Origin of the sequence: Legionella beliardensis (assembly GCF_900452395.1) — a bacterium.
Taxonomy (GTDB): domain Bacteria; phylum Pseudomonadota; class Gammaproteobacteria; order Legionellales; family Legionellaceae; genus Legionella_C; species Legionella_C beliardensis.
Genome location: NZ_UGNV01000001.1, coordinates 2,715,430 through 2,736,670 on the forward strand (window position 1 = coordinate 2,715,430; position 21,241 = coordinate 2,736,670).

Below are 21,241 nucleotides of genomic sequence, written 5' to 3' on the forward strand. Positions count from 1 at the left end.
GAAATATGGAATTCTATCACCTTTTTTACTAGAGAGTTAATCTATGCGTGTAGTATTAACGATTGCTTTTTTATTATTTTCTTGTGTAGCTGCTGCTGAGGTACAAAAATTTACCCTAGATAATGGCTTAAAAATTATAGTGAAAGAGGATCATCGAGCACCTGTTGCTGTATCCATGATGTGGTATAACGTTGGCTCAGCAGATGAACCCGGCGGCATCACGGGGGTCTCTCATGCCTTGGAACATATTATGTTTAAAGGCACAGCTAAATATCCTTTAGGTGTGTTTTCGAAAACAATTGCGGCTGTTGGTGGTCAAGAAAATGCCTTTACCAATTATGATTATACAGCCTATTTTGAAAAACTGGCGGCATCGCAATTGCCAATTAGCTTTGAGCTTGAAGCAGACCGTATGCAAAATCTTTTATTAGATAAAAACGAGTTTGCTAAAGAAATGAAAGTGATCCAAGAAGAAAGAAGACAACGTACTGATGATAATCCGCAGGCCCTATTATTTGAGCGCTTTTTAGCTGCTGCACACTTAACAGACCCTTATCACCATCCTATTATTGGTTGGATGGAAGATTTAAAACAGTTAAAAATAGAAGATGCCAAAGCGTGGTATCAAAGTTTTTACGCCCCGAACAATGCCACCCTAGTTGTAGTTGGTGATGTAGATGCTAAAAAAGTTTATGATTTAGCGAAAGTATACTTTAATCAAATTCCTAAAAAACCTTCTTTTATTCGCAAAGCACAGACTGAGCCACCTACACTGGGTCCTAAGCTAGTTGAAATTCATGCACCAGCCAAACTCCCTATGTTAATGTTTGGCTATAATGCACCCAGCTTAAAGACTGCAAAAGTACAGTGGGAACCTTATGCTTTAGAGATTATTGCCGGTATACTTGATGCAGGTGAAAGCTCGCGCTTTGCTAAGAATTTAATTCGTGGCACCCACATAGCAAACAGTGCCAACGTTTATTATAATCTTTACGCTCGTTATCAAACTCAATTTATACTTTTTGGTACCCCATCACAAACACATACCTTGCCTGAACTTAAGACCTCTATGGTTAAAGAGATAAAAAAGTTGCAGGATGAGCCAGTCAGTGATACTGAATTAAAACGCATTAAAACCCAAATCATTGCCCAGAAAACGTTTGAGAAAGATTCAATTTTTGGTCAAGCGATGGAGCTTGGATTACTGGAAACGATTGGCTTAGGCTGGCAAGCAGCCGCCGCTTATACGGATAATATTAACTCAATCACGCCCGCGCAAATACAGCAGGTTGCTAAACAGTATTTCAATAATCGCTCTTTAACAGAGGCACATCTACTTCCTCTAACGCAGCCTAAGGGATAAAAATGAAATCGAAATTTATTTTATTTTTTTTATTACTTTCTTTTCAATATGATGTGCTCTATGCAGCACCCTTTAAGATTGAACGTTGGAAAACAACAAAAGGAGCCCAGGTTGTTTTTTATCAAGCCATGGAAGTACCAATGCTCACGATTAATATCGCCTTTGCTGCCGGCTCTGCTTACGATGGCCCTCACTTTGGCTTAAGTTCGTTAACAACTGATTTACTAGATCAGGGTGCGGGTAATTACGACGCCACACAGCTTGCTGAAAAAATCGCAGATACAGGCGCGCAATATAATGCTGAGGCAACACGCGATATGATTGTGATGCAACTTAAGACACTCACCAAAGAAGAGGCTCTTACGTCTGCAACAGAAGCGTTAGCAGCGATTATAAATAAACCCCTTTTTAAACAAGATGCTTTCAATCGTGAAAAAAGCCGACAACTTATAGCGATCGCACAACAACAAGAGTCGCCTGATGAGGTAGCAAATATTGCTTTTTTTAATAAGCTTTATGGCAACCACCCTTATGCTCACCCGACGTTAGGAACGGAGCAAACAGTTAAAGCAATTAATTTAAATCAAGTGCGTGATTTTTATAGGCGCTATTTTACCAATCAAAATGCCACGGTTGTTTTAGTTGGCGCCATCGATACAGAAAAAGCACATAAATTAGCTGAGCAATTAACCTCTGGCTTACCTGGAGGAGCGCCTGCGCTTACTCTTCCAAAAGCGCCACCTCTCAATGCACAAGAGAAAGTAACCATTAATTATCCTTCTTCCCAAACAATAATAAGGCTGGGACAAATTGGAATTGATCACGCTAATCCTAATTACTTTCCAATTATGGTGGGTAACTATACGCTAGGCGGGGGTGTTTTAGTATCACGATTGGCCAATGAGGTTAGAGAAAAACGGGGGTTAACCTATGGTGTTGTTAGCCAATTCATACCTATGCCGGGACTTGGGCCTTTCGTAATCAACTTATCTACGGTAAATGACCAAGCCTCAACTGCCTTAAAAGTAACAGAAGATGTTTTAACTGACTTTTTAAAAACAGGTCCTACCGAAGAAGAACTAGCAGCAGCAAAGCAATACATGATTGGTAGTTTTCCTTTGTCTCTAGCAAGTAATAGTAATATCGCGAGCATGCTATTGCGAATCGCTTTTTATAAATTACCTGATGATTACTTAGATAACTATACAGCTCACATAGACGCGGTAACAACAAAAGATATTAAGCAAGCATTTGATGATATCCTTAAGCCAAATAAGATGCTGGTTGTTTCTGTAGGAAAAGCATGAAGCAATGTATACGGATCATTGGCGGAAAGTATCGCAGTAAAAAGCTATACTTTCCTGATCTTACAGGACTCAGGCCAACGCCTGATCGGGTTAGAGAAACCTTATTTAATTGGCTAATGCATGATATCCATAATGCCCATTGCCTGGATGCGTTTGCTGGCAGTGGCGCGCTAGGTTTTGAAGCATTTTCACGAGGAGCGGCCGCCGTGACTTTAATTGAATCATCTCCAGTGGCTTTTGCTAGCTTACAAAAAAATTCTTTATCTTTTAATAGCTCTATCTTAAAGGTAATTAATCTTGATGCCCGTAAATTTTTAAAAACCATGAAGGAACCTGTAGATATTATTTTTTTAGACCCACCCTTTGCTAGTAATTGCCTCTTGGAATGCTTAGACATCATCATTCAAGGTCAAAGTCTACGACCTGGAGGGCTGGTTTATGTTGAATCAGCCCAAAAAATGATGCTTGACCAATTGCTATGGTCTGAGCGAAAATCTCGTAAAGCCGGTCAAGTCTATTATGCACTTTATGAAAAACTTGTATGACTTAAGTAAGTAGGCTTGACAAAGGGGCTACGGTCCTGTTTCAATCATTTACTATCTATCGATTTTAAAGCATAAGATGAATAAGACGCTTACTGTGCTCCTCATTACCTGCATTCTGCTTAGCGGATGTCGTGGTGGCGTAGCACTCATGAAACCGCCACTTAACGAGCCAAGTGATGATGCTACGATTAAATTAGCTGAGGCGGCATCGTCTATCAGCGACTCTATGCTTGAAATGGCTAAAGTAGAAAAAGTTATTATCCCATCATCAAAAGATAATACGCTTACTATTCCAAGCGCTTATAATCTACAAGCAAAAGCTTCCATAGATTGGTCAGGGCCTATTGAGGAATTAACAGCCCGGGTTGCTTTAGCAGGGCATTATCGTTTACGCGTTTTAGGCAAAGAGCCGTCAGTGCCCGTCTTAATCAGCCTTAATGTAAAAGACCAAAGCCTTGCAGAAATTTTAAGGAATATTGATTACCAAGCAGGAAAAAAAGCTTATTTACGTGTTTATCCTAACAGTCAGGTTGTTGAATTGCGTTATGCCAAAATTTACTCGTAGTTTATTATTAATTTGTTTAGCGCTTTTAGTAGCCTGTCGTCAATCTGTTCATGTTGCTGACACAGGTTCCTTATCAGGTTTACAGGCTCTTGCTAATGTAAAAAGCAAGGGGAAAAAGAATCGAGCCACAAGTAACATGCGAGAAATGGCACTGCGTGAAATTGCATTAAGCCTTGGGGCACAAGCAGGGCTTGCTTGCCGCGCTAACATGATTAACAAGCATCTGACTAAACAAGCCCGCGTCCTAGATACAGTGTTTGATTTTAATTCTTTAGTACTTGCTCACAATATTTTACCGCCTGTTCTACTTGAAGGGCGCAACACACTTAATGTAGCTGATACTCAAACAATACGTATATCCGATAGAACATATAAGCTAGCAAAGCAAGCTCGTTTTATTACTACTCCACCTACTTGGCGTGAATATTTATGGATGGATTATAAACAACCTGATCCCCCTAATTTAGCCATGCTTCCTAAAACAAAAGCGGAAAGAAAAGCGTGGCGTACTTGCGTTGCTCGCGGTTGGAAAAATGGAATAGAGCAAGCAAACACAATTTTAGAAGAAAGCATTGCTCGCATTAAAGAAGACTATACAGGCATGATTTTGTATCGAAAATTACTAGCCATGAATATGGTATCTGCCCCATTTGTAGCGAGTACTGAATTAGGCGTCACAGGGGATGCTTCAGAAATCCATATTGATGATAGAGTACTGCGTATTACGGCTTTACCAGGCTTAAATATCAATAGTAACGAATGGCGCGCAGCGGTTGCTAAAGATGAAAATGCATTAGAACACTTTAAAAATATGGAAAAATTAGCTCAGAGTGCGCAAATTAATATTAGCAGTAGAGCATGGCAACCAGTTATTGCGCCAATAAATGAAAAAAAATATTAAATGAATTACAGCTAAGACATTAAGCTGCTTTCTAAACTGTCATTAAGGAAATACTACCAGTCAGTTTGGCAAAAAACCTATTCTCGCTAAAGTTTCCTATAATAAATAGAAATAATATTATTAGTTGAACATTTGAATTTTATGGATTTAGGCTCTATTTTAAGCGATATAATTTCCTAAATCACTAAAGCATCATGATGTACTGTAATCCCATTGATAAGTAGCTTGATTTATCTGTGTCTTTTTCTAGTTTAATAGTTAGATTTTTATTTATTTCTAGTAGAGTTTATAGCTAAATTATAAAAATTCATAAAATACAAATTCTTAATCTACTATAAATAAATAGCCTATATTAAAATTTATAATTAACTAAGTTGACGAAATTTACTTTAAAAATGGCTAAAGCAAATTAAACAACTTTAAGGTTTTTGGAATTATTATGAATAATATTAATTTAATGCCTGATGAGCCATCGCGTTTTACTCCATTATTTATGGATAAAATGCTGCAGCATGCAGAAACATTAAGTGCATCAGATATCACTATCCAAACTGGTTCACCTATTTTTGCTGAAGTCTATGGCAGATTAATAAAAATTACTAACCGTACACTTTCTAATACCGAATTAGGTGACTTAATCAATGCAATCTATGGCCCAAATGCCACAACTCAGCTGTTATCCGGAAAAGACATTGATACGCATTACGAGTTTCGCCCTAACCGCGGCGTACGCTACCGTTATCGTGTTAATGGGACCTCGTGTTTAGTTGAAGGGCATGATGCTATTCAAATTACCTTAAGAACAATTCCTACTACCCCCCCTAGATTAGAAACCATGGGCTTACCGGCTAATATTATCGAAGCAATTGCCCCGCAAGAAGGTATTGTATTTATTACAGGTGCAACTGGCTCAGGAAAATCAACGCTTTTGGCTTCAATCATTCGCAATTTAATTGAAAATGAAGAATCTAATCGCAAAGTACTAACTTATGAATCACCAATAGAGTTTGTCTACGATGAGATTGAAACGGTGTCTGCGATAGTCAGCCAATCAGAAATCCCACGTCACCTACCTACCTTTGCTGAAGGCGTACGTAATGCTCTGCGTCGTAAACCACGTTTAATCATGGTGGGCGAATGTCGTGATGCAGAAACAATTAGTGCGGCCCTTGAAGCTGCTTTAACAGGGCACCCTGTCTATACTACCCTCCATACCTCAGGTGTCGCAGAGACTATGCGGCGTTTAGTCACATCTTTCGCTGGTGAAGAGCGGATAGGCCGTACCATTGATATTCTAGAAACAATAAGGCTTTGTATTTGGCAAAAATTAGTTCCAACCGTTGACGGTAAACGCGTTGCTTTGCGCGAATATTTAATTTTTGATGAAGAAGCACGTGATATTTTATTAACGGGTGATCCGAATGATGTGACCTCATCAACTCGACGGCTTGTCCGCCAACGCGGCCAATTAATGACTGAAGATGCTAAGCAAAAATTTGAGGAAGGTGTCATTTCTGAACGTGTTTATAAATTAATTATCGCTGGCACAAAAGAGTATCAACGCTAAATTACAGCCTATTGCTTATAAATCATGGGTTGCTTTTTCATTAACCAGATACCAATGGCTACTAGAATAATGCCAGAAATTAAAAAGGCCATGTCTGAATAAAGCTGATTTGCTGCGCTAGTACGCTGAATCACATGGTGAAGTTGCAAGATAAGATGATCAATAATGCCTTCCACAATATTGAAACAACCAAATCCAACCAAAATGGCGCCAAAAAAATAAGTACCGGACTGTAGATTCTTTTCCTGAAATGATTTCCATAATAGCCATAAGCCTATAATAGTCATAATCCAGGTAAATGCATGAAATACACCGTCCCAAAACATATTGATTTCTATGTTTGCTACTGTATTTGGAATAATGATGTTCGATAGCATATTATGAGCTTGTAAAATTTGATGAAATACGATCCCATCAAAAAATCCCCCAAGCCCTATACCAAGCAGTAAGCCTGCGGCGAGCAAAGTTTGCCTTCCCTGTACGAGGCTAGTCATTTTATTTCCTTTTTAAGATGAGTAATTTATTTTTAAAGTGAGTAAAACCATTAAAATAAGCGAAAAAGACAATTCCAAGCAAAACAATAAAAGGTAGACAAGCATAAAAGAAATGAAAGAAAAATTGTGAATTAAAAATACCTTGCCGTACAGTTTGCCCTACTTCAGTATTACATATGGGACAAGCAACTAATTGAGTAGGTAACATACAAACAATGAAGGTAACAATATAACTAAAAACGTTAGCTAATTGTTGCCATAAATAGTACATTGTTAATTCCAGCGGTTTAAAGCCCTATCATAAACTAAACATAACTCCTTGATAAGTCTTTAAGAAACAAATTAGCCATCATTACTCGGGGTAGAATCAGGTCCGGTCTGCCCAGTTCCACCAGAAGCGCCAAGTTTAGGTGCACCTCCTGTAAGCGCGCCTTGTGCCTTATTAATACCTTTCATGGCGTAACCGGTTAAATGTTTATCAATTTGTTGCGAAGCACCTGTTGTAGCTTTAGCTCCAGTTTCTACTTTACCTTTTGTATCTTCAGCCCATTGCGCTGCTTCTTGGCCGGCTGATTCCGGTTGCCCACCAATCCAACGCAATACCTTATCAGGCAAGACCACAATAAGGGTAAAAGCTTTCTGCACCACAGTTAAGTACATGCTCGTATAAATTAATATTGAAAAGAAATAAGCATAAATGCCTGCCCACCCTGTGTAACCAATGGTTGCATTAGGTTGGAATTTGGTAACGGGCGTACCACCTGTAACACCACCGCTAAAATTTAAATTAAAATTGTCATTACTGCCTGCGCTCTGCAAAAATGACACCACGTTAGCAAAACCCGTATTAATAATCCAAACGCCTACATAAGAAAGTGCAATAGCTGCGATATAGCCTATGATCATCATAGTAGGCCTTAAAAAGACATTCATTAAAATCATAATGGCTTGCTCACCTTTACCAAAAGGCCCTTCACCTTCAGGATGAGTCACCCCTAGTGCCACAATGGGGGCCGCAACCATGGCTTCAATAACAGCCATCAGCCACCCAATAGAGCCAAAGGTAAAAATCATATAAGGTAGGAAAGGTACATAATAGGCAGTGACAAACCCAATAGCTAGCATAGTTCCTAACCAAGCCACTAAAAGCGGCATCGCCAAAGCAATAAGTGGCATGATAAATATGCCAAACCAAGGAATTACGATACTAACTACTGCAAGTTCAAGTAAATAAATCCATAATTCATTAGCAAAGTTAATAAAGTTAATACCCATATTTGCTAGCGCTAAAACTGGATTCATTGCTGGTTGCTGTAACCAGTAAACACCGGATTGGAATATCATTACCATACCTTGTAATGGCAACGATAAAAAGGCAAGGATCACGGCATTAAATATGTTAGTGAGCATATTTAAGAAGAAAACAAATAATGACTTAATCAGAATGTTATAAAAAATTTCGCCTAAATATTGCCCTAAGCAGAATGAAAAGCCAGGAATTTTTACTTCATTACAACTAAAGCTAATCGGTGGTAAGCTAAAATTAGTTGGACTCATGTTAGGTATGATGTTCATTTTAAATGTAGGCGGCGTCATACCAGGCTGATTAGGTATTTGTAGAATCACAGCATTATTTATATAGCCGTACACTGTTGATGCTGAGGCATCTGTACTAAGTTGTAAGCCATTAGCTGATAAATCTGGCGGATTTAGGGTTGCTTTTGCTACGCCATTACTACCATTAATAAGGCTCAATAAATTATTTATCGGCGTCTCATCTCCATGAAGCCAAACGCACAAATCTTTACGAGTACCTGAACAATTGCTAACGCCACTATCATCTGATGAGCTGCTACTACTGCTGCCGCTATTGCTACTACCCTTACTAAATATATTTGATAAATCAGTGGGTTGCACAGTACTTGAGCTTAGATTAGCTGTGGTATCAATAGTGTTAGTTGTATTCAGATCAGCTGAATTGAGCAGGGCTAAATTAATAAAATAACTACCAGCCATCATCCATCCTTGGCTATTAGCTTGCTGTATAAAACCTTGTTGAGCTTTTTGTATATTGTCTTGTACCTTACTATTAGCAAGGTTAAGACTTGGCGTCATAATACCGGTATAATCAGCAATGGAATTTTGAAATTCAGTTCCGCTAAAAATAGGAGATGTGCTACTGCTGCTATCAGGCCCCCAAGCTGTACAGGTATCATTCTTAGTCGTACAAGCTGTACCAGAGCTTACATAGGGTACACCATACTGTTGTGAAGCAACAGGTGATGCAGGTGTTGTATTCGTATTGGTAGAGCCTGATCCCGGATTGCTGTTTAACTGCGGATCATTATTTACCATAACCTGAGCCACAATAGCTAAATCATTATATAACTGCTGCACAGCCATAGCCCGAGACATAGTTACTGTCTGTTGCTGACTTGGTGTTAATGAAGTACCACTAAAATTAACAGAATTAAAGGCATTCCATTGAATCGTGCCACAAATCCCATTTAGAGCAGAGGAATAAGGCGATGAAGTATCTAGATTAGGCATTGTTACTAAAAAAGAATTAGGCGGCGGGTTAGGCGGTTTATTGGCATTCATTTGCTCTGTCTGAGCTGCAACTGGATTCACACTACCTATTAGATCAGGCACTTCATTATTACAAAATGTATCCATGGCACTACCAGGCGTAAGAGGACGAGAACAATCGCCAGAGCCATGCTGTTTCTCATTGAGAAGCGCTTGACGTTTTGTTTCTAAAATATTCTGCAAGCCATACATACAAACTTGACCGGTTAATATCTTAGAAGCGCCTGTAGGCACATCAACATTACCACCCGTTACTGCTGTAATTGGATTAACTTGAGTTTGCGGTTGAATGATAACCCCGCCTCGGCTCATATAGCCTAAAGCAGCACTCCAAACTTTATCTGCGGCACCAACACCTTGGACAACGACCCACATAACGAAAATCTGCATTAAGCAATAACCCGATGCTTTGGGTATTAATAACGCCAAACCTAGCGTTGCTCGAGTAGGAACCCAAACAGAAGACCATTTTTGGCCCAGCATTTTTCCTTCATGCGCAGTGTTAACAGTAGACACTAGCATGATATACATAGCAACAATGCCACCTAATGCTAATACAGCTGCATTAAATACGGAAAAAATACTACCCATTATCTGGCTGCCGGTACCATGGATGACGCCATCTACAATACCAAATAAATTACCTAGAAAAACAACGGAAACATCACCAGCGGGAGGAGTGAAGCTTAAAGAAGAGTCGGTTGCAGCCATTGCTAGCGCAGGAAATAGCACTGCCAATATAGGAAATAGTACAATAAAAAAACGAGCACTCACTCTCTTCATGATTTTTTACCTAAGAAACCTTGACTATACCATTCCCTAAATGTACACCCTAACTTCCTTTCTCTGATTTGGTAGTACCAAAAGTGATAACGAAACGCAAGCACAAGAGCTACTAACATTAAAACTAAACTAATTATGACTGCAAAAATCCCACCATAAAACAGATGGTACATTGCATAACAAAAAAACCCAAAGGCAATAACACACATTAAAATACTTAAGCGATATAGCCCTCGTTGACGTGCTAATATATCAGCCTCAGTTAAATTTTGCGCATCCATCGCTTCTTTAAAATTAGCTAAGGCCTCATTAGAGGCACTTTCTTTCTTCTGTGGCACAAATAAAAATTTAATGCCATTACCTAAATATAGCGTAAATGCGCGAATACGATCATAATCAGACCAAGCTCGAACGTTAAAAATGGTTTTAAATAAATTTCCTATCCGTGAACCTGATTTTTTTTTCATAAAATTTACATTTAAAAATAATAGACATTTACTACTCTTACTATACTATATAAGTTAGAGTACGTGCACTCTATCAGTTATAAACACCGTAAAAAAAGAGTAAAAAATGCCTGATCTTAGTCATGAAGCATCCGCTCAGTACTGGTTTGAATTTGTTGACCCGATGATTTATCGTGTCATCACGTTTATGGAAAGTGTTGAAGATTGGACGCTTGATAATAATCCCCTTCTTGAAGAAGCGATTAACCGCCTAGGCCGTGAACTTGATGATATTGAAAAAATTGATGTAAGTACCCTTAATCAAGAAGATGTCTTTATACGTTTAGTTGGTAATATAAAATCTGGCCGTGGCTTAAGGCTACTGCAAGCTATTGATACTGTTCATCCTGGAAGTGCTTCTCGTGTTCTTATTCATGCTGAAGAAACGAGTACAGGAAGCACTGATCCAGCTGGCTTTTTTCTAAAGCGAAACATTACCTTTGAGCGATTACGTTTACTCGCTCGCGTATTTTCTGAATATCGGTTAAGGTTAATAGCTCGAGCTCTTGAAGGAGAAGAATAATGAAGTTGAAGTTAGCGTATTTAGTATCAGGGATGGTATTGGCTCTTTCAGCAAACGCCTCACAGAGTCCTCCTAGTACTAACCCTAATAACCCCAACAATACTAATGATGAGGTTAGTAATATTGCGACCTATTTACAAAACTTAGGCCAATATTTTGGTTATGATTTAACTCAATATTGTACAACGGGGGGTCCTTGCTCTACGACAGGAAGTACAGGAGGTAGTAGCGGTTCAAGCTCAGGTCCCGGCGGCGGCACATCAGGTTCGCAAGCATTTAGTAATTTGCTAGTTGATCAAAACACAGCTTATTCAGCCCAACTTAACTTATACAATACTTTTTTAGGTGCCATTATAGGCGGAACGACTCCGACTCAGAATCCTAATCCTATTATACCTAGTACAATTGCTAATAATAGCAATTTATCTGGTTTTTCCATTTTGAATACACTTGCGGGGCAAACCTACACTAATCCCCCTTTTTCTAGCGCATCCTCACAAGCAGTTTCTGTATCGCCTTTAATTGACCAACAGCCCTACCAGTCTGATCCTGTCAGTCAAGCATTATTAAATATATTGACGACCCCCAATTACACTTTCTGTTTGGAGAGTGGTACTGACACAATTAACCCAAAGTGCTCTTATTTATATCGTGAAGCTGTCTTTCAGAATGTTGTTGGGCAATTACAAGGGGCGACAAAAGTCTTTACGCCAGAAGTTAATACGCCCTTAATTCCCCAGTTAAATATTAATACTTTAATTTCCCCCTTGCTTTACTCTACGACATCTGGGGCAGCTGGTGGTACTTCGTCTGGCGCTTCTGGTTCTGGTAGCTTAGATACGACTGGTGCAAATGCAGGCTTAACAGCTAATACCCAAGCCCAACAAGCACAAAATTATATTCGCTATGCAACTGGCGCCGTGATTCCTCTCTCGCTTCCAAATTGGAGTACCCATAATAACCTACTTAGTCAAGCCTTAAACTTTAGTAAACAAACGCCAGTCGCTCAGCAACAGCAAGCTAGAGCACAACTGACTGGGTATTTAGCAAGGCTACGTAGTTATGTTGCCCAAACCTCTGTTGGCATAAGCAATCTCTATTACATCATGTCCAAACGCCTACCGCAAAGTGCACCTGGTCAAGGTAGTCAATATGGGGGCGGTAATCAAACTAGCCAAGCCTTAAATGAGTATATTATGGCTAGCTGGCGCCTTTATAATCCGCAAGCTCAAGGCACAAATACTAACCCAGGCCAAAAGCAATGGTTAACCCAAATTAATCAAGCGTCAAATGCCTCGGTGCAAAAGGAAATTGCTATTTTATTAGCAGAAATGAATTATCAACTTTATTTAATGCGTCAACAGCAAGAGCGCATCTTGTTAACTAACTCCATGATGCTGCTTGAATCATCCATGCAAATACAGCCAGATGGCTCTACATTGAGTACCACTGGCAATACTAGTGCCGCAACTACTAACAGTTAGTTTGTTATTGTTAACGCCTAACTAGAAATTAGGCGTTAACTTTTCTTTTACGTCTTCTACTTTAATTTTTAGCAAATTTTGCGTTTGCTTTTATGTCTTTAGCTATCGCCAGTTTTGCCAATACGGCGTCTACGGTCACTAACTTCATGGTCTCATCACCATGCGCATGTGTTCCCCATTTATTTTCGCTAGGTGCCTTTTTTATGATTTGCTCGACTGCTTGCGGATAACAATCCACCGCTAAATGTTGATAAATATAGGGGCCAGAGACGCGTGAGCTTGTTACGGCATGTAATGCAACGACAGGTGTGCCTACTGCTGCAGCCATGTGTGATGGGCCTGTATCAGGGCATAATAAAACATCGGCCTGGCTTATTAGCGCTAATAATTGTTTAGGCTTAGTTTTTCCTACTAAATCAGTGCAATCGACCTCACTAAGAATAGCATTGGCTAATTGCCTATCATAAGCACCAGGCCCACCAGTAAGAATGACATGCATCTGCCATCTCGTTTGCGCTAAGCGAATCACTTCAATGTAGCGCGCTGCAGGCCAACTACGCTCAGGTTTACTGGCGGCAGGATTAACAAGTAGAATTGGGTTATTTGTAGTAGTATAAAATTGCGCCCATTGATAATCTTCAGCAGCGATAGGTAAGTCCCAATAAGTTTCCATTTGGGCTATGCCTAAAGCCTTAGCAAATTTTAAAAATGCTTCTAATGTATGATCGTCGCCTGGGGTAATGGTTTCCTTAATAAACCATTTGTGGCCATCCTTAGCACGCAATCGATCATAGCCGATTTTTCGCTGGGCTTTTATAAGTGCATAGAGTAAATTGGCCCTAAAGCTCGATTGTGCCGCTAATAAAACATCAAAACAGCGATTTTTTAATTTTCTTTTAAAATGCCAGTAATCTTTTAATGAATTAGGCTTAGGGATAACAATAAATTCAACCCCTGACATGCCCGCCACTAAATCATAAGCTGGGCGCGAAATAACCCAGGTGATGTGTGCTTGCGGTAAATGTGTTTGTAAGGTGCGAATAAGGGGCACCGTCATTAATACATCCCCTAGCGCCGACAAACGAACAATACAAATTGATTTAATCATTTTGTAAAATAAAGTGCGCACTACAATACGGACAAACTACCTCCCCTGTTTTCTCAATAGGTAAGTAAATTTTTGGATGAGCGTTCCATATCTCCATCTCTTTTGTAGGGCAACTTAAAGGCAAGTCTTTAGGATGTACTATATATTCTAGTTGCGTACTCGGTGGCTGTTTATGAGACATATGATTCTCCTTGGCCTCTAACATTAATGAATTAACTAATCTGTAAAGATTAAGCGTTCTTAATAAGTTAAAATTGCCGATTATCTAATATTTTACTAACCAAAGCCATTACTTTACTCATGCTTTCTGGCTCATCGCAAGCAAAAACATGCCCATCAGGCCACTGCCGTAGCCACGTTAATTGCCTCTTAGCTAATTGTCTTGTTGCAGCAATCCCTTTTTCCCGTAAATCAGTCAAAGTATCTTTGCCTAATAAATAATTGTAAGCTTGCCGATAACCAACACACCGCATAGCGGGGCACGTCGGTGGTAAGCTCCACTTAATTAACAATGATTCTACTTCCTGTACAAAGCCTTGCTCTAACATCTTATCAAAGCGCCCTGCGATACGTTGATGAAGCCAAGCACGCTCTGTTGGGAACAAAATTAACGTTGTGTAGGAATAAGGTGACTGTTGTTTTTCTGCTAGCAAAGATGACAACGGTTTACCTGTTAAATGGAAAACCTCTAAGGCACGTTGAATACGTTGCGTATCGTTTTGATGAATTCTGTGCGCAGATTGAGGGTCAATATGGGACAATTGTTTATGCATCTCTTCCCAACCAACACGACTCGCTTCTTCAAGCAGACTTTTGCGTAAATCAAGGCTCGCTTCCGGCAGCGCCGACAAACCTTGCTGCAGCGCATGAAAATACATCATAGTGCCGCCAACCAATAAGGGAATTTTACCAGCGTTAATAATCTGGTCACTCAGACGACTGGCCTCTTTACAGAAATCTGCTGCTGAAAAAGCCTCTGGTGGATCTAGGATATCAATTAAATGATGTGGACTTATGTCTAATTCAGCTTGCGTGGGCTTTGCGGTGCCAATATTCATTTCCCGATAAATCATAGCAGAATCAACACTAATGATTTCAAAAGGAAATCGTTTCACTAATTCTAAGGCCAGTGCTGTTTTTCCTGCAGCAGTAGGTCCTAATAGGCAAAAAATATTAGCTACCATATAACAAATCCTGGCAAATTTCCTCTGATAGATGTTTAATAAATTTTTCGCCTGCTAGAGAAAGTGCCTCTAAATGAGAAATATAGTCTAAGCATTGCTCTTCTGTCAGGAAAATGTCTTCTTGGCTGTCATTTTCTGTTAATAATGCAAATAGACGCTCCAAATTAAAATGAGGTAGAGCAAAAAAGGAGTTAAGAAATCCTTTTATATTTAAATTAGGTAGCAGTTGCGGTAAAGAATGGACAATTATTTTTTGATTCTTAGCCAGGTGAATATCAATACCTGCGTTGGCAAGCAAATCTCTAGCTAATTGTAACTCTGTAAATGTTAACTCAGGAATATCCACATAAATAGGGACTAATAATGCCCTTGCGGCCAGAGGCAGTGAGGCTTTTTTTAAGGAATGTACTAGCCAGTGTTGTTGTAAGACTCTTAAATCAACTAAATAAGGTTTTTGTGCCAAATACACTAGCGTAAATCGTTGATTAAGGGGAATCCACGGTGAGGAGGTATTATATTGATTTTGCTGATTCTGCCAAAATGAACTATTAGTATTTTCTCTTATCTGCAAAGGCTCTTTTAAAGGCGCGGGCGGCCATGCTTTAAGCCTAGAAGTTGCCTGGTTAGGTAAATTTAACACATGCCGTAATTGAGTATTAATAAAATCATGAATTAAACGTGGCTGCTGGAAGCGCACCTCATGCTTAGTTGGGTGTACATTGACATCTATTTCCTGTGGATCAATGATTAAATACAAAGCACAAGCAGGATGTCTTCCCGGATGGAGGATAGCCTCATAAACCTGTTTAATGGCATGATTGATTAATTTATCTTTTACCATACGGCCATTAATGTATACCCATAATTTATCATTTTGACTACGTTGGTACTGTGTACCGCTTATCCAGCCATACAGTTTTAAGCCCTTGTATTCTGCATCAATATAATGAGCTTGTTCAATAAATTGTTTACCTAGCAGGCGGCCAATACGGGCTTGCTTGGTAATGGCTTCAGTAGCGGCCGGTAACGTTAAAACTGGTTTACCATTATGATTTAGCTTAATCGTTATATGCGGTGCACTTAAAGCGAAACGCCGCACAAGCGTATCAATAGCTTGAAACTCTGTTTGCTCTGTTTTAAGGAATTTCTTGCGCACCGGCGCATTATAAAATAAATCACATACCTCAACGGTAGTCCCTTTTACGCGTGGAAATGGTAATAATTTAATATGCTGGTTTTGATATTCTAATAACATGCCATGTTCTTGCATAGCAGGTTTTGAGCTTATGGTAAGCTTAGAAACAGAGGCAATACTTGCTAAGGCTTCTCCACGAAATCCTAAGCTCTCTATTGCTGCTAAATCAGCAATGGTGGTTATTTTACTCGTCGCATGCGGGGCTATTGCCAAAGGCAGGTCATCAGCGACAATTCCTATGCCATTATCACTTATTTTAATTTGATTTAAACCGCCAAAGCCAATATCAATATGAATCATATCTGCCCCAGCATCTAAGGCATTTTCCAATAATTCCTTAACAACCGATGCTGGGCGCTCAATCACTTCTCCTGCAGCTATTTGATTGGCGACTTCTGTGGGTAACTGCTGAATTCTCATAAAACTAAAACTACTCAATGAATTTAATTTATGCTTTTTTAAGAGCCTGTTTGTTAGGCTTTGCTATTGTTGCAATGCGCTGGTTAACCACATGTTTTGGTAATTTATTATGTGCTAAACGTGTTTTGTTATTTATTAATGCTTCTATACGAGTCCCATGGGGCGGGTATTCCCAAAAATAATTTTTTAGCCCTTGAAATATAGATTGGGTTAGTCGCATTTGATATTGGGAGCTCGTTAAATTACTTTCTTCACGTGGGTTTGAAATAAAGCCCGTTTCAATCAAAATTGATGGAATATCGGGGGATTTTAATACCATAAAGCGTGCTTGTTCAACTTTAGTGTTATGTAATTTAGTCAAAGTGTTTAAATTACGCAACACTTTCTCCCCCATATGGAGGCTTGCACCAATTGTTGCTGTTTGAGACAAGTCAATTAGAACAGTGCGCACAAGGCCGCTTTGATCGTCTAAATCCGCTAAATTAACGCCACCTAGCTCCGAGTAGTTTTCTTTCTCAGCCAGCCAACGTGCAGCCTCACTTGTGGCACCACGTTGGGAGAGCGCAAAAACCGAAGCGCCGCTGGAGTTGCGATTAATAAACGCATCGGCGTGGATTGAAATAAAAACATCCCCATTATATTTTCGGGCAATAGCTAAGCGCTCTCTTAACCCGACATAATAATCACCCTGTCTAGTCAATACGGCACGCATACCAGGCTGCTTATCAATAATTTGTTTTAATTTTGACGCAATAGCTAAAGTGACATTTTTCTCAGCTGTACGCCTTGGGCCAATTGCACCAGGATCTTTTCCGCCATGGCCTGGATCAAGCACAACAATGACATCTCTAAGCGTTTTTTTTACTTGTTTAATAGGCAATGGTAAGCTAGATAACTCAGCATGGGGTGACTTTGTTACAAGCTGTATATGATTTGCCAAAATATCAAGTGAAAAAACAGCCCGCGCTTTTGAAGAGGCGCTTAGCGATTTAGGATGCAGCATGACTTTATCCGCTACTTCAAAAACTAGCCGTAACGTATGTTTATTTTGACCACTTCTGACACGCGTAATTAGATTACTATTTAAGTGTAACTTACGTAAATCAAAAGCAAGGCTGGTATTTTCAAAATCAACAACTACTCTGTTTGGATTAGTTAAGGTAAATATTTTATGAGCTGCTGCTTTGTCTAAACTAAATAACAAGGATGCTTGACCTGACTCTTGCTTAATTTGGATAGCTCGTAGCTTAGCGGCGGTAAGATTTAAACTAATAAGCATGAATAAAATAAGGCCGATTATGCGTATTTTCATTGTTTACCTGCAATGCAAGACAAAATTTGTTTTCCAATAGCACTACCTGGTTCAATAGTCAGTTGCCGCCCGTCATTACTTACTTCCAAGGTAAAGCGAAGATCAACATCTACTAAACTTAGGGGCGCTCGCTCTGGCCATTCTATACAGCATATTGTATTGTCAGCAAAATATTCTCTAAAACCTATGTAGTCAAGCTCAGATTCTTCTACTATACGATACAGATCAAAATGGTGAATTTGCAAATCTTTACATTCATAACTCTCTACCAATGAAAACGTTGGGCTTTTGATAGCTGAAGTTATACCTAATTCGCGTAGCATAGCACGAATGAAGGTGGTCTTACCTGCGCCCATGTCACCGCTAAAGGTACATATTAAGGGCGATACTAAATAATGAGCGAAGCATCGCGCTTTCTCTTCACAACTTTCTTGGTTGGGTAGGTAAAAAGTAGCTTTATTCATAACTATATAGTTAACGTGTTTACCAAAATTCGCAGATAAGCTAAGACATCGCTCGCGATTAAACCACGCTCACCTTCTTGGGCTGCTCTATCAGCTGCACTAGCATGCAACCAAACCCCAAGCTTAGCCGCGTCAGAAAGCGCTAAACCTTGCGCGCATAATCCCGCAATAACACCACTTAATACATCACCCATGCCAGCAGTGGCCATGCCTGGGTTGCCTGCTGTACAAAGGTAAGTCGCTAATTCATCGGTACGAATTAAAGAGCCTACTCCTTTTAATACCACATTTCCACCAAATTTAGCTTGTAGGTGAGTCACCGCTTCAAAGCGATCAGCTTGGATGTCTTGAGTGGAGCACTTAAGTAAACTCGCTGCCTCCCCCGGATGAGGCGTCAAAATCCAATTATCATCATATTGTGGTGCTTCAGCAAGTAATCGTAGCGCTGAAGCATCAATAAGCATCGGTAATTGCGAAGTAATAACCTGATTAAATAACGCATTAGCCCAACTATCAGTTCCTAAGCCAGGCCCTATCACACAAACTGTTGCTTTGTTTAGCAAAGGCAGGATATCACAAGCTTCTTCTATACCATAAATCATCACTTCTGGTAAATTAGCGATTGCTTGCGTAGCATAATGTGATTGTGTTGCAATAGTAACTAATCCTGCACCAACTCGTAAAGCGGCCTCTGCTGCTAAGCAAACTGAGCCTGGCATACCATAACCACCACCAATGATTAAGACATGTCCGAAATCCGCCTTATGACAATTTTTAAATCTTTTAGGCAATAAACAAGCAAATTGTGATTTTTCTAAGATAGAAACCGTTGGTACTATGTCTCTTAAACAATGATCTAACTTTAAATTGTTTAAAATAATTTTACCGCAATAATCAGGACCATCTAAGGTCATCATGCCTAATTTATAGCTAATGAAAGTTATGGTAGCTGTTGCTCGCACACAATTGCCCATTACGGCGCCTGTATCAGCATTTAATCCAGAAGGCAGATCAATTGCAAGGACTGGCAAACCACTTTCATTAATTTGATTAATTGCACTAAGTATTGGCTCTTTAACAGTCCCTTTTAGCCCTATTCCTAATAATGCATCTACGATTAAATCAGCATCATCTTCTATCATGTCGTCCATGTAATGGCATGGAACACCCACATTTAACGTCTCAAAAGCCGCCTTTTGGGCTACAAGCGGTAGTTGATCAATCGGCTTATACTGATTAATTACCACCGAGTAACCTGCTTGATAAGCAAGGCGAGCAACCACATAGCCATCCCCGGCGTTATTACCACTACCACAATAAACAATTATCTTTTGCACCGTAGGAAATAGCTGCTTTAAGGCATTAAAAGCAGCTTCTCCTGCCATAGTCATCAATTCTGTTTCAGAAATATTATATTCAGATGTCGCAGAACGCTCGCAGCTTCTAATTAATGTGGTATGAAGTAGAGCAAGATCAGATGACATGACGACTCCTGCAGTTGATATAATTTATACAGCTTGAAGTCTAAATAGCATCAGAAAAACTAGTATTATTATCTAATGCTATTATTTTTGAACCCCATTTATTTTTAAGTTAAAAATATAACTTAAATGATAAGTTATCCCTAATAGCTTTTAGTAAGCATGTTTTGCTTAGGTCTCATCCTTCTTAACCAACTTTAAGGATGGTCTATTGCGACCTTTGCTATCGGCTATGTTAGTTTGAGGCGTTGGAGGCTCATTATATTCTTCACCAAATTCCATACCACGACCATTTTCTTTAGCATAAATGGCTAAAACAGCAGCAGGCACAATAAAAATCTGATAAGTCACACCTGAAAAACGTGCTGTGAATACAACACGATCATTTTCTAAGTGTAATCCTCTACAAGCTTGCGGCGAGATGTTTAGAACAATTTTACTGCCATTGACATAGTCTTGCGGCACTTGTACACCAGGATAATCAGCATTCACAAGGATATGAGGCGTTAGATTATTATCTACAATCCAATCGTATATTGCTCGGATCAGGTAAGGTCTATTTGAGGTCATAGTCATTTCATGCTGCTCGTAATTGCCGCTCAATTTCAGTTAAACTTGCTTGAAATGAATCACGTTTAAATAAACGTTGCATGTAATTATGCAATCCTTTCACACGCTCAGGAATTGTGATACCTAATTGTGGTAAGCGCCACAATAACGGAGCAAGTGCGCAATCTAATAAAGAAAATTCTTCACTTAAAAAGTATGGTTTATCCGCAAAAACAGGTTCAAGGCTTACTAAACTTTCAAGTAATTGCTGCCGTGCTTCTTCTGCTTCATTATTTTGTTTAATTTGTTGTAATAACTCATACCAATCTTGCTCAATTCGATGCATCATTTTGCGCGCTTCTGCACGAGCAACTGGATAAACAGGTAATAAAGGTGGATGAGGGAAACGCTCATCTAAATATTCCATAATTATTCTAGCCTCATAGAGCACTAAATCCCTGTCAATGAGTGTGGGGACGGTGCCGTAAGGATTAATACTGAGTAAATGATTATTGACCTCACCTTGCTTTGCGGGGAGGATTTCGACATTAACCCCTTTTTCTGCTAAAACTATTCGAACTTGATGACTATACACATCGTCAGTATCAGAATAAAGAGACATAATAGTGCGCTTTGCTACAATAGCCATTACGGACTCCTCGTCAATCGTTAATTATGCTGTCAAAAAGCGATAGTTTACCACATTTATTGAGGTGTTTACCAAGAATTGCTTTTTCAATTTTCTAAAACTAATTGCTATCAACAATGCAAATAATTTACCGTTAGGTTAAATTTTGAGGAAATTGATAATTTACACAGCATTTATTCTTTTACAAGATATCATACTAAGCAAATCTCCCCCCACAGCCTTTACGCTCTTTTAACCTTTTGGCGAAGCTTG

The 21,241-nt window shown here is 39.3% G+C and carries 21 protein-coding genes; 8 read left to right on the forward strand and 13 right to left on the reverse strand.

Going from position 1 to position 21,241, the window contains the following annotated elements; all coding sequences use genetic code 11:
• Positions 1–43 precede the first annotated feature (43 nt).
• The 6 genes from DYE47_RS11950 to dotB all read left to right on the forward strand — a co-directional run bounded on the left by DYE47_RS11950 (position 44) and on the right by dotB (position 6,248).
• Positions 44–1,363, forward strand: a complete 1,320-nt coding sequence (locus DYE47_RS11950; RefSeq protein WP_115303499.1) for a M16 family metallopeptidase — start codon at positions 44–46, stop codon at positions 1,361–1,363.
• The gene (locus DYE47_RS11955) at positions 1,360–2,670 is read left to right on the forward strand and encodes a M16 family metallopeptidase (RefSeq protein ID WP_423202358.1); all 1,311 of its coding nucleotides are present in this window, start codon (positions 1,360–1,362) and stop codon (positions 2,668–2,670) included. Before DYE47_RS11950 ends, DYE47_RS11955 begins: the two co-directional genes overlap by 4 nt.
• Positions 2,667–3,215: a 16S rRNA (guanine(966)-N(2))-methyltransferase RsmD gene (rsmD, locus tag DYE47_RS11960; protein ID WP_115303501.1), complete on the forward strand. Its 549-nt coding sequence runs from the start codon at positions 2,667–2,669 to the stop codon at positions 3,213–3,215. Before DYE47_RS11955 ends, rsmD begins: the two co-directional genes overlap by 4 nt.
• Before the next feature lie 76 nt (positions 3,216–3,291).
• On the forward strand, positions 3,292–3,780 hold the full coding sequence (dotD, locus tag DYE47_RS11965) for a type IVB secretion system lipoprotein DotD (protein ID WP_115303502.1): 489 nt from the start codon (positions 3,292–3,294) through the stop codon (positions 3,778–3,780).
• Complete coding sequence (locus DYE47_RS11970) at positions 3,761–4,681, forward strand: type IV secretion system DotC family protein (RefSeq protein ID WP_115303503.1); 921 nt, start codon at positions 3,761–3,763, stop codon at positions 4,679–4,681. Before dotD ends, DYE47_RS11970 begins: the two co-directional genes overlap by 20 nt.
• A gap of 457 nt (positions 4,682–5,138) precedes the next feature.
• Complete coding sequence (gene dotB / locus DYE47_RS11975) at positions 5,139–6,248, forward strand: Dot/Icm type IV secretion system ATPase DotB (protein ID WP_115304082.1); 1,110 nt, start codon at positions 5,139–5,141, stop codon at positions 6,246–6,248.
• An 8-nt stretch (positions 6,249–6,256) separates the two neighbouring features.
• Here the strand turns inward: dotB and DYE47_RS11980 are convergent, their stop codons facing one another.
• From DYE47_RS11980 to icmV, 4 genes are all read right to left on the reverse strand, one after another.
• Positions 6,257–6,742, reverse strand: coding sequence for a DUF2243 domain-containing protein (locus tag DYE47_RS11980; RefSeq protein WP_115303504.1), 486 nt, complete (start codon positions 6,740–6,742; stop codon positions 6,257–6,259).
• Between the two features lies 1 nt (position 6,743).
• Positions 6,744–7,013 (reverse strand): hypothetical protein, encoded by a 270-nt coding sequence (locus tag DYE47_RS11985; RefSeq protein WP_115303505.1) that lies wholly within the window; start codon positions 7,011–7,013, stop codon positions 6,744–6,746.
• Positions 7,014–7,084: 71 nt separating this feature from the next.
• Positions 7,085–10,114 (reverse strand): type IVB secretion system protein DotA, encoded by a 3,030-nt coding sequence (gene dotA / locus DYE47_RS11990; RefSeq protein WP_115303506.1) that lies wholly within the window; start codon positions 10,112–10,114, stop codon positions 7,085–7,087.
• On the reverse strand, positions 10,111–10,581 hold the full coding sequence (gene icmV / locus DYE47_RS11995; protein ID WP_115303507.1) for a type IVB secretion system protein IcmV: 471 nt from the start codon (positions 10,579–10,581) through the stop codon (positions 10,111–10,113). Before icmV ends, dotA begins: the two co-directional genes overlap by 4 nt.
• Positions 10,582–10,687: 106 nt before the next feature.
• Here icmV and icmW point away from each other — a divergent pair, with 106 nt between their 5' ends.
• Positions 10,688–11,143: a type IVB secretion system protein IcmW gene (icmW, locus tag DYE47_RS12000; RefSeq protein ID WP_115303508.1), complete on the forward strand. Its 456-nt coding sequence runs from the start codon at positions 10,688–10,690 to the stop codon at positions 11,141–11,143.
• The gene (icmX, locus tag DYE47_RS12005) at positions 11,143–12,627 is read left to right on the forward strand and encodes a type IVB secretion system protein IcmX (RefSeq protein WP_115303509.1); all 1,485 of its coding nucleotides are present in this window, start codon (positions 11,143–11,145) and stop codon (positions 12,625–12,627) included. Before icmW ends, icmX begins: the two co-directional genes overlap by 1 nt.
• 61 nt (positions 12,628–12,688) lie before the next feature.
• Here icmX and DYE47_RS12010 read toward each other — a convergent pair whose 3' ends face one another.
• The 9 genes from DYE47_RS12010 to sspA all read right to left on the reverse strand — a co-directional run bounded on the left by DYE47_RS12010 (position 12,689) and on the right by sspA (position 20,989).
• Positions 12,689–13,735 carry a glycosyltransferase family 9 protein gene (locus DYE47_RS12010; protein WP_115304083.1) on the reverse strand — a complete coding sequence of 349 codons (1,047 nt, stop codon included), beginning with the start codon at positions 13,733–13,735 and terminating at the stop codon, positions 12,689–12,691.
• Positions 13,728–13,916 (reverse strand): zinc-finger domain-containing protein, encoded by a 189-nt coding sequence (locus DYE47_RS12015; protein ID WP_165482034.1) that lies wholly within the window; start codon positions 13,914–13,916, stop codon positions 13,728–13,730. The genes DYE47_RS12010 and DYE47_RS12015 overlap by 8 nt, the downstream gene beginning before the upstream one ends.
• 67 nt (positions 13,917–13,983) lie before the next feature.
• Entirely contained in the window at positions 13,984–14,919 is a 936-nt protein-coding gene (gene miaA / locus DYE47_RS12020) for a tRNA (adenosine(37)-N6)-dimethylallyltransferase MiaA (protein WP_115303511.1), read from the reverse strand.
• Positions 14,909–16,534, reverse strand: coding sequence for a DNA mismatch repair endonuclease MutL (gene mutL, locus DYE47_RS12025; protein WP_115303512.1), 1,626 nt, complete (start codon positions 16,532–16,534; stop codon positions 14,909–14,911). Before mutL ends, miaA begins: the two co-directional genes overlap by 11 nt.
• A 28-nt stretch (positions 16,535–16,562) precedes the next feature.
• Positions 16,563–17,846, reverse strand: coding sequence for an N-acetylmuramoyl-L-alanine amidase (locus DYE47_RS12030; protein ID WP_115303513.1), 1,284 nt, complete (start codon positions 17,844–17,846; stop codon positions 16,563–16,565).
• Positions 17,843–18,310: a tRNA (adenosine(37)-N6)-threonylcarbamoyltransferase complex ATPase subunit type 1 TsaE gene (gene tsaE / locus DYE47_RS12035; RefSeq protein ID WP_115303514.1), complete on the reverse strand. Its 468-nt coding sequence runs from the start codon at positions 18,308–18,310 to the stop codon at positions 17,843–17,845. Before tsaE ends, DYE47_RS12030 begins: the two co-directional genes overlap by 4 nt.
• 2 nt (positions 18,311–18,312) lie before the next feature.
• Positions 18,313–19,794 carry an NAD(P)H-hydrate dehydratase gene (locus DYE47_RS12040; RefSeq protein ID WP_115303515.1) on the reverse strand — a complete coding sequence of 494 codons (1,482 nt, stop codon included), beginning with the start codon at positions 19,792–19,794 and terminating at the stop codon, positions 18,313–18,315.
• Between the two features lie 168 nt (positions 19,795–19,962).
• Positions 19,963–20,367: a ClpXP protease specificity-enhancing factor gene (locus DYE47_RS12045; protein WP_115303516.1), complete on the reverse strand. Its 405-nt coding sequence runs from the start codon at positions 20,365–20,367 to the stop codon at positions 19,963–19,965.
• A 1-nt stretch (position 20,368) separates the two neighbouring features.
• A complete protein-coding gene (gene sspA, locus DYE47_RS12050) occupies positions 20,369–20,989 on the reverse strand; it encodes a stringent starvation protein SspA (RefSeq protein ID WP_115303517.1) in 621 nt (206 codons plus the stop codon).
• Positions 20,990–21,241: the final 252 nt, after the last annotated feature.

Coding starts and splice junctions, on each gene's coding strand:
- DYE47_RS11950 (WP_115303499.1), top strand. CDS start 44: ATGCGTGTAGTATTAACGATTGCTTTTTTATTATTTTCTTGTGTAGCT.
- rsmD (WP_115303501.1), top strand. CDS start 2,667: ATGAAGCAATGTATACGGATCATTGGCGGAAAGTATCGCAGTAAAAAG.
- dotD (WP_115303502.1), top strand. CDS start 3,292: ATGAATAAGACGCTTACTGTGCTCCTCATTACCTGCATTCTGCTTAGC.
- DYE47_RS11970 (WP_115303503.1), top strand. CDS start 3,761: ATGCCAAAATTTACTCGTAGTTTATTATTAATTTGTTTAGCGCTTTTA.
- dotB (WP_115304082.1), top strand. CDS start 5,139: ATGCCTGATGAGCCATCGCGTTTTACTCCATTATTTATGGATAAAATG.
- DYE47_RS11980 (WP_115303504.1), bottom strand. CDS start 6,742: ATGACTAGCCTCGTACAGGGAAGGCAAACTTTGCTCGCCGCAGGCTTA.
- DYE47_RS11985 (WP_115303505.1), bottom strand. CDS start 7,013: ATGTACTATTTATGGCAACAATTAGCTAACGTTTTTAGTTATATTGTT.
- dotA (WP_115303506.1), bottom strand. CDS start 10,114: ATGAAGAGAGTGAGTGCTCGTTTTTTTATTGTACTATTTCCTATATTG.
- icmV (WP_115303507.1), bottom strand. CDS start 10,581: ATGAAAAAAAAATCAGGTTCACGGATAGGAAATTTATTTAAAACCATT.
- icmW (WP_115303508.1), top strand. CDS start 10,688: ATGCCTGATCTTAGTCATGAAGCATCCGCTCAGTACTGGTTTGAATTT.
- icmX (WP_115303509.1), top strand. CDS start 11,143: ATGAAGTTGAAGTTAGCGTATTTAGTATCAGGGATGGTATTGGCTCTT.
- DYE47_RS12010 (WP_115304083.1), bottom strand. CDS start 13,735: ATGATTAAATCAATTTGTATTGTTCGTTTGTCGGCGCTAGGGGATGTA.
- DYE47_RS12015 (WP_165482034.1), bottom strand. CDS start 13,916: ATGTCTCATAAACAGCCACCGAGTACGCAACTAGAATATATAGTACAT.
- miaA (WP_115303511.1), bottom strand. CDS start 14,919: ATGGTAGCTAATATTTTTTGCCTATTAGGACCTACTGCTGCAGGAAAA.
- mutL (WP_115303512.1), bottom strand. CDS start 16,534: ATGAGAATTCAGCAGTTACCCACAGAAGTCGCCAATCAAATAGCTGCA.
- DYE47_RS12030 (WP_115303513.1), bottom strand. CDS start 17,846: ATGAAAATACGCATAATCGGCCTTATTTTATTCATGCTTATTAGTTTA.
- tsaE (WP_115303514.1), bottom strand. CDS start 18,310: ATGAATAAAGCTACTTTTTACCTACCCAACCAAGAAAGTTGTGAAGAG.
- DYE47_RS12040 (WP_115303515.1), bottom strand. CDS start 19,794: ATGTCATCTGATCTTGCTCTACTTCATACCACATTAATTAGAAGCTGC.
- DYE47_RS12045 (WP_115303516.1), bottom strand. CDS start 20,367: ATGACTATGACCTCAAATAGACCTTACCTGATCCGAGCAATATACGAT.
- sspA (WP_115303517.1), bottom strand. CDS start 20,989: ATGGCTATTGTAGCAAAGCGCACTATTATGTCTCTTTATTCTGATACT.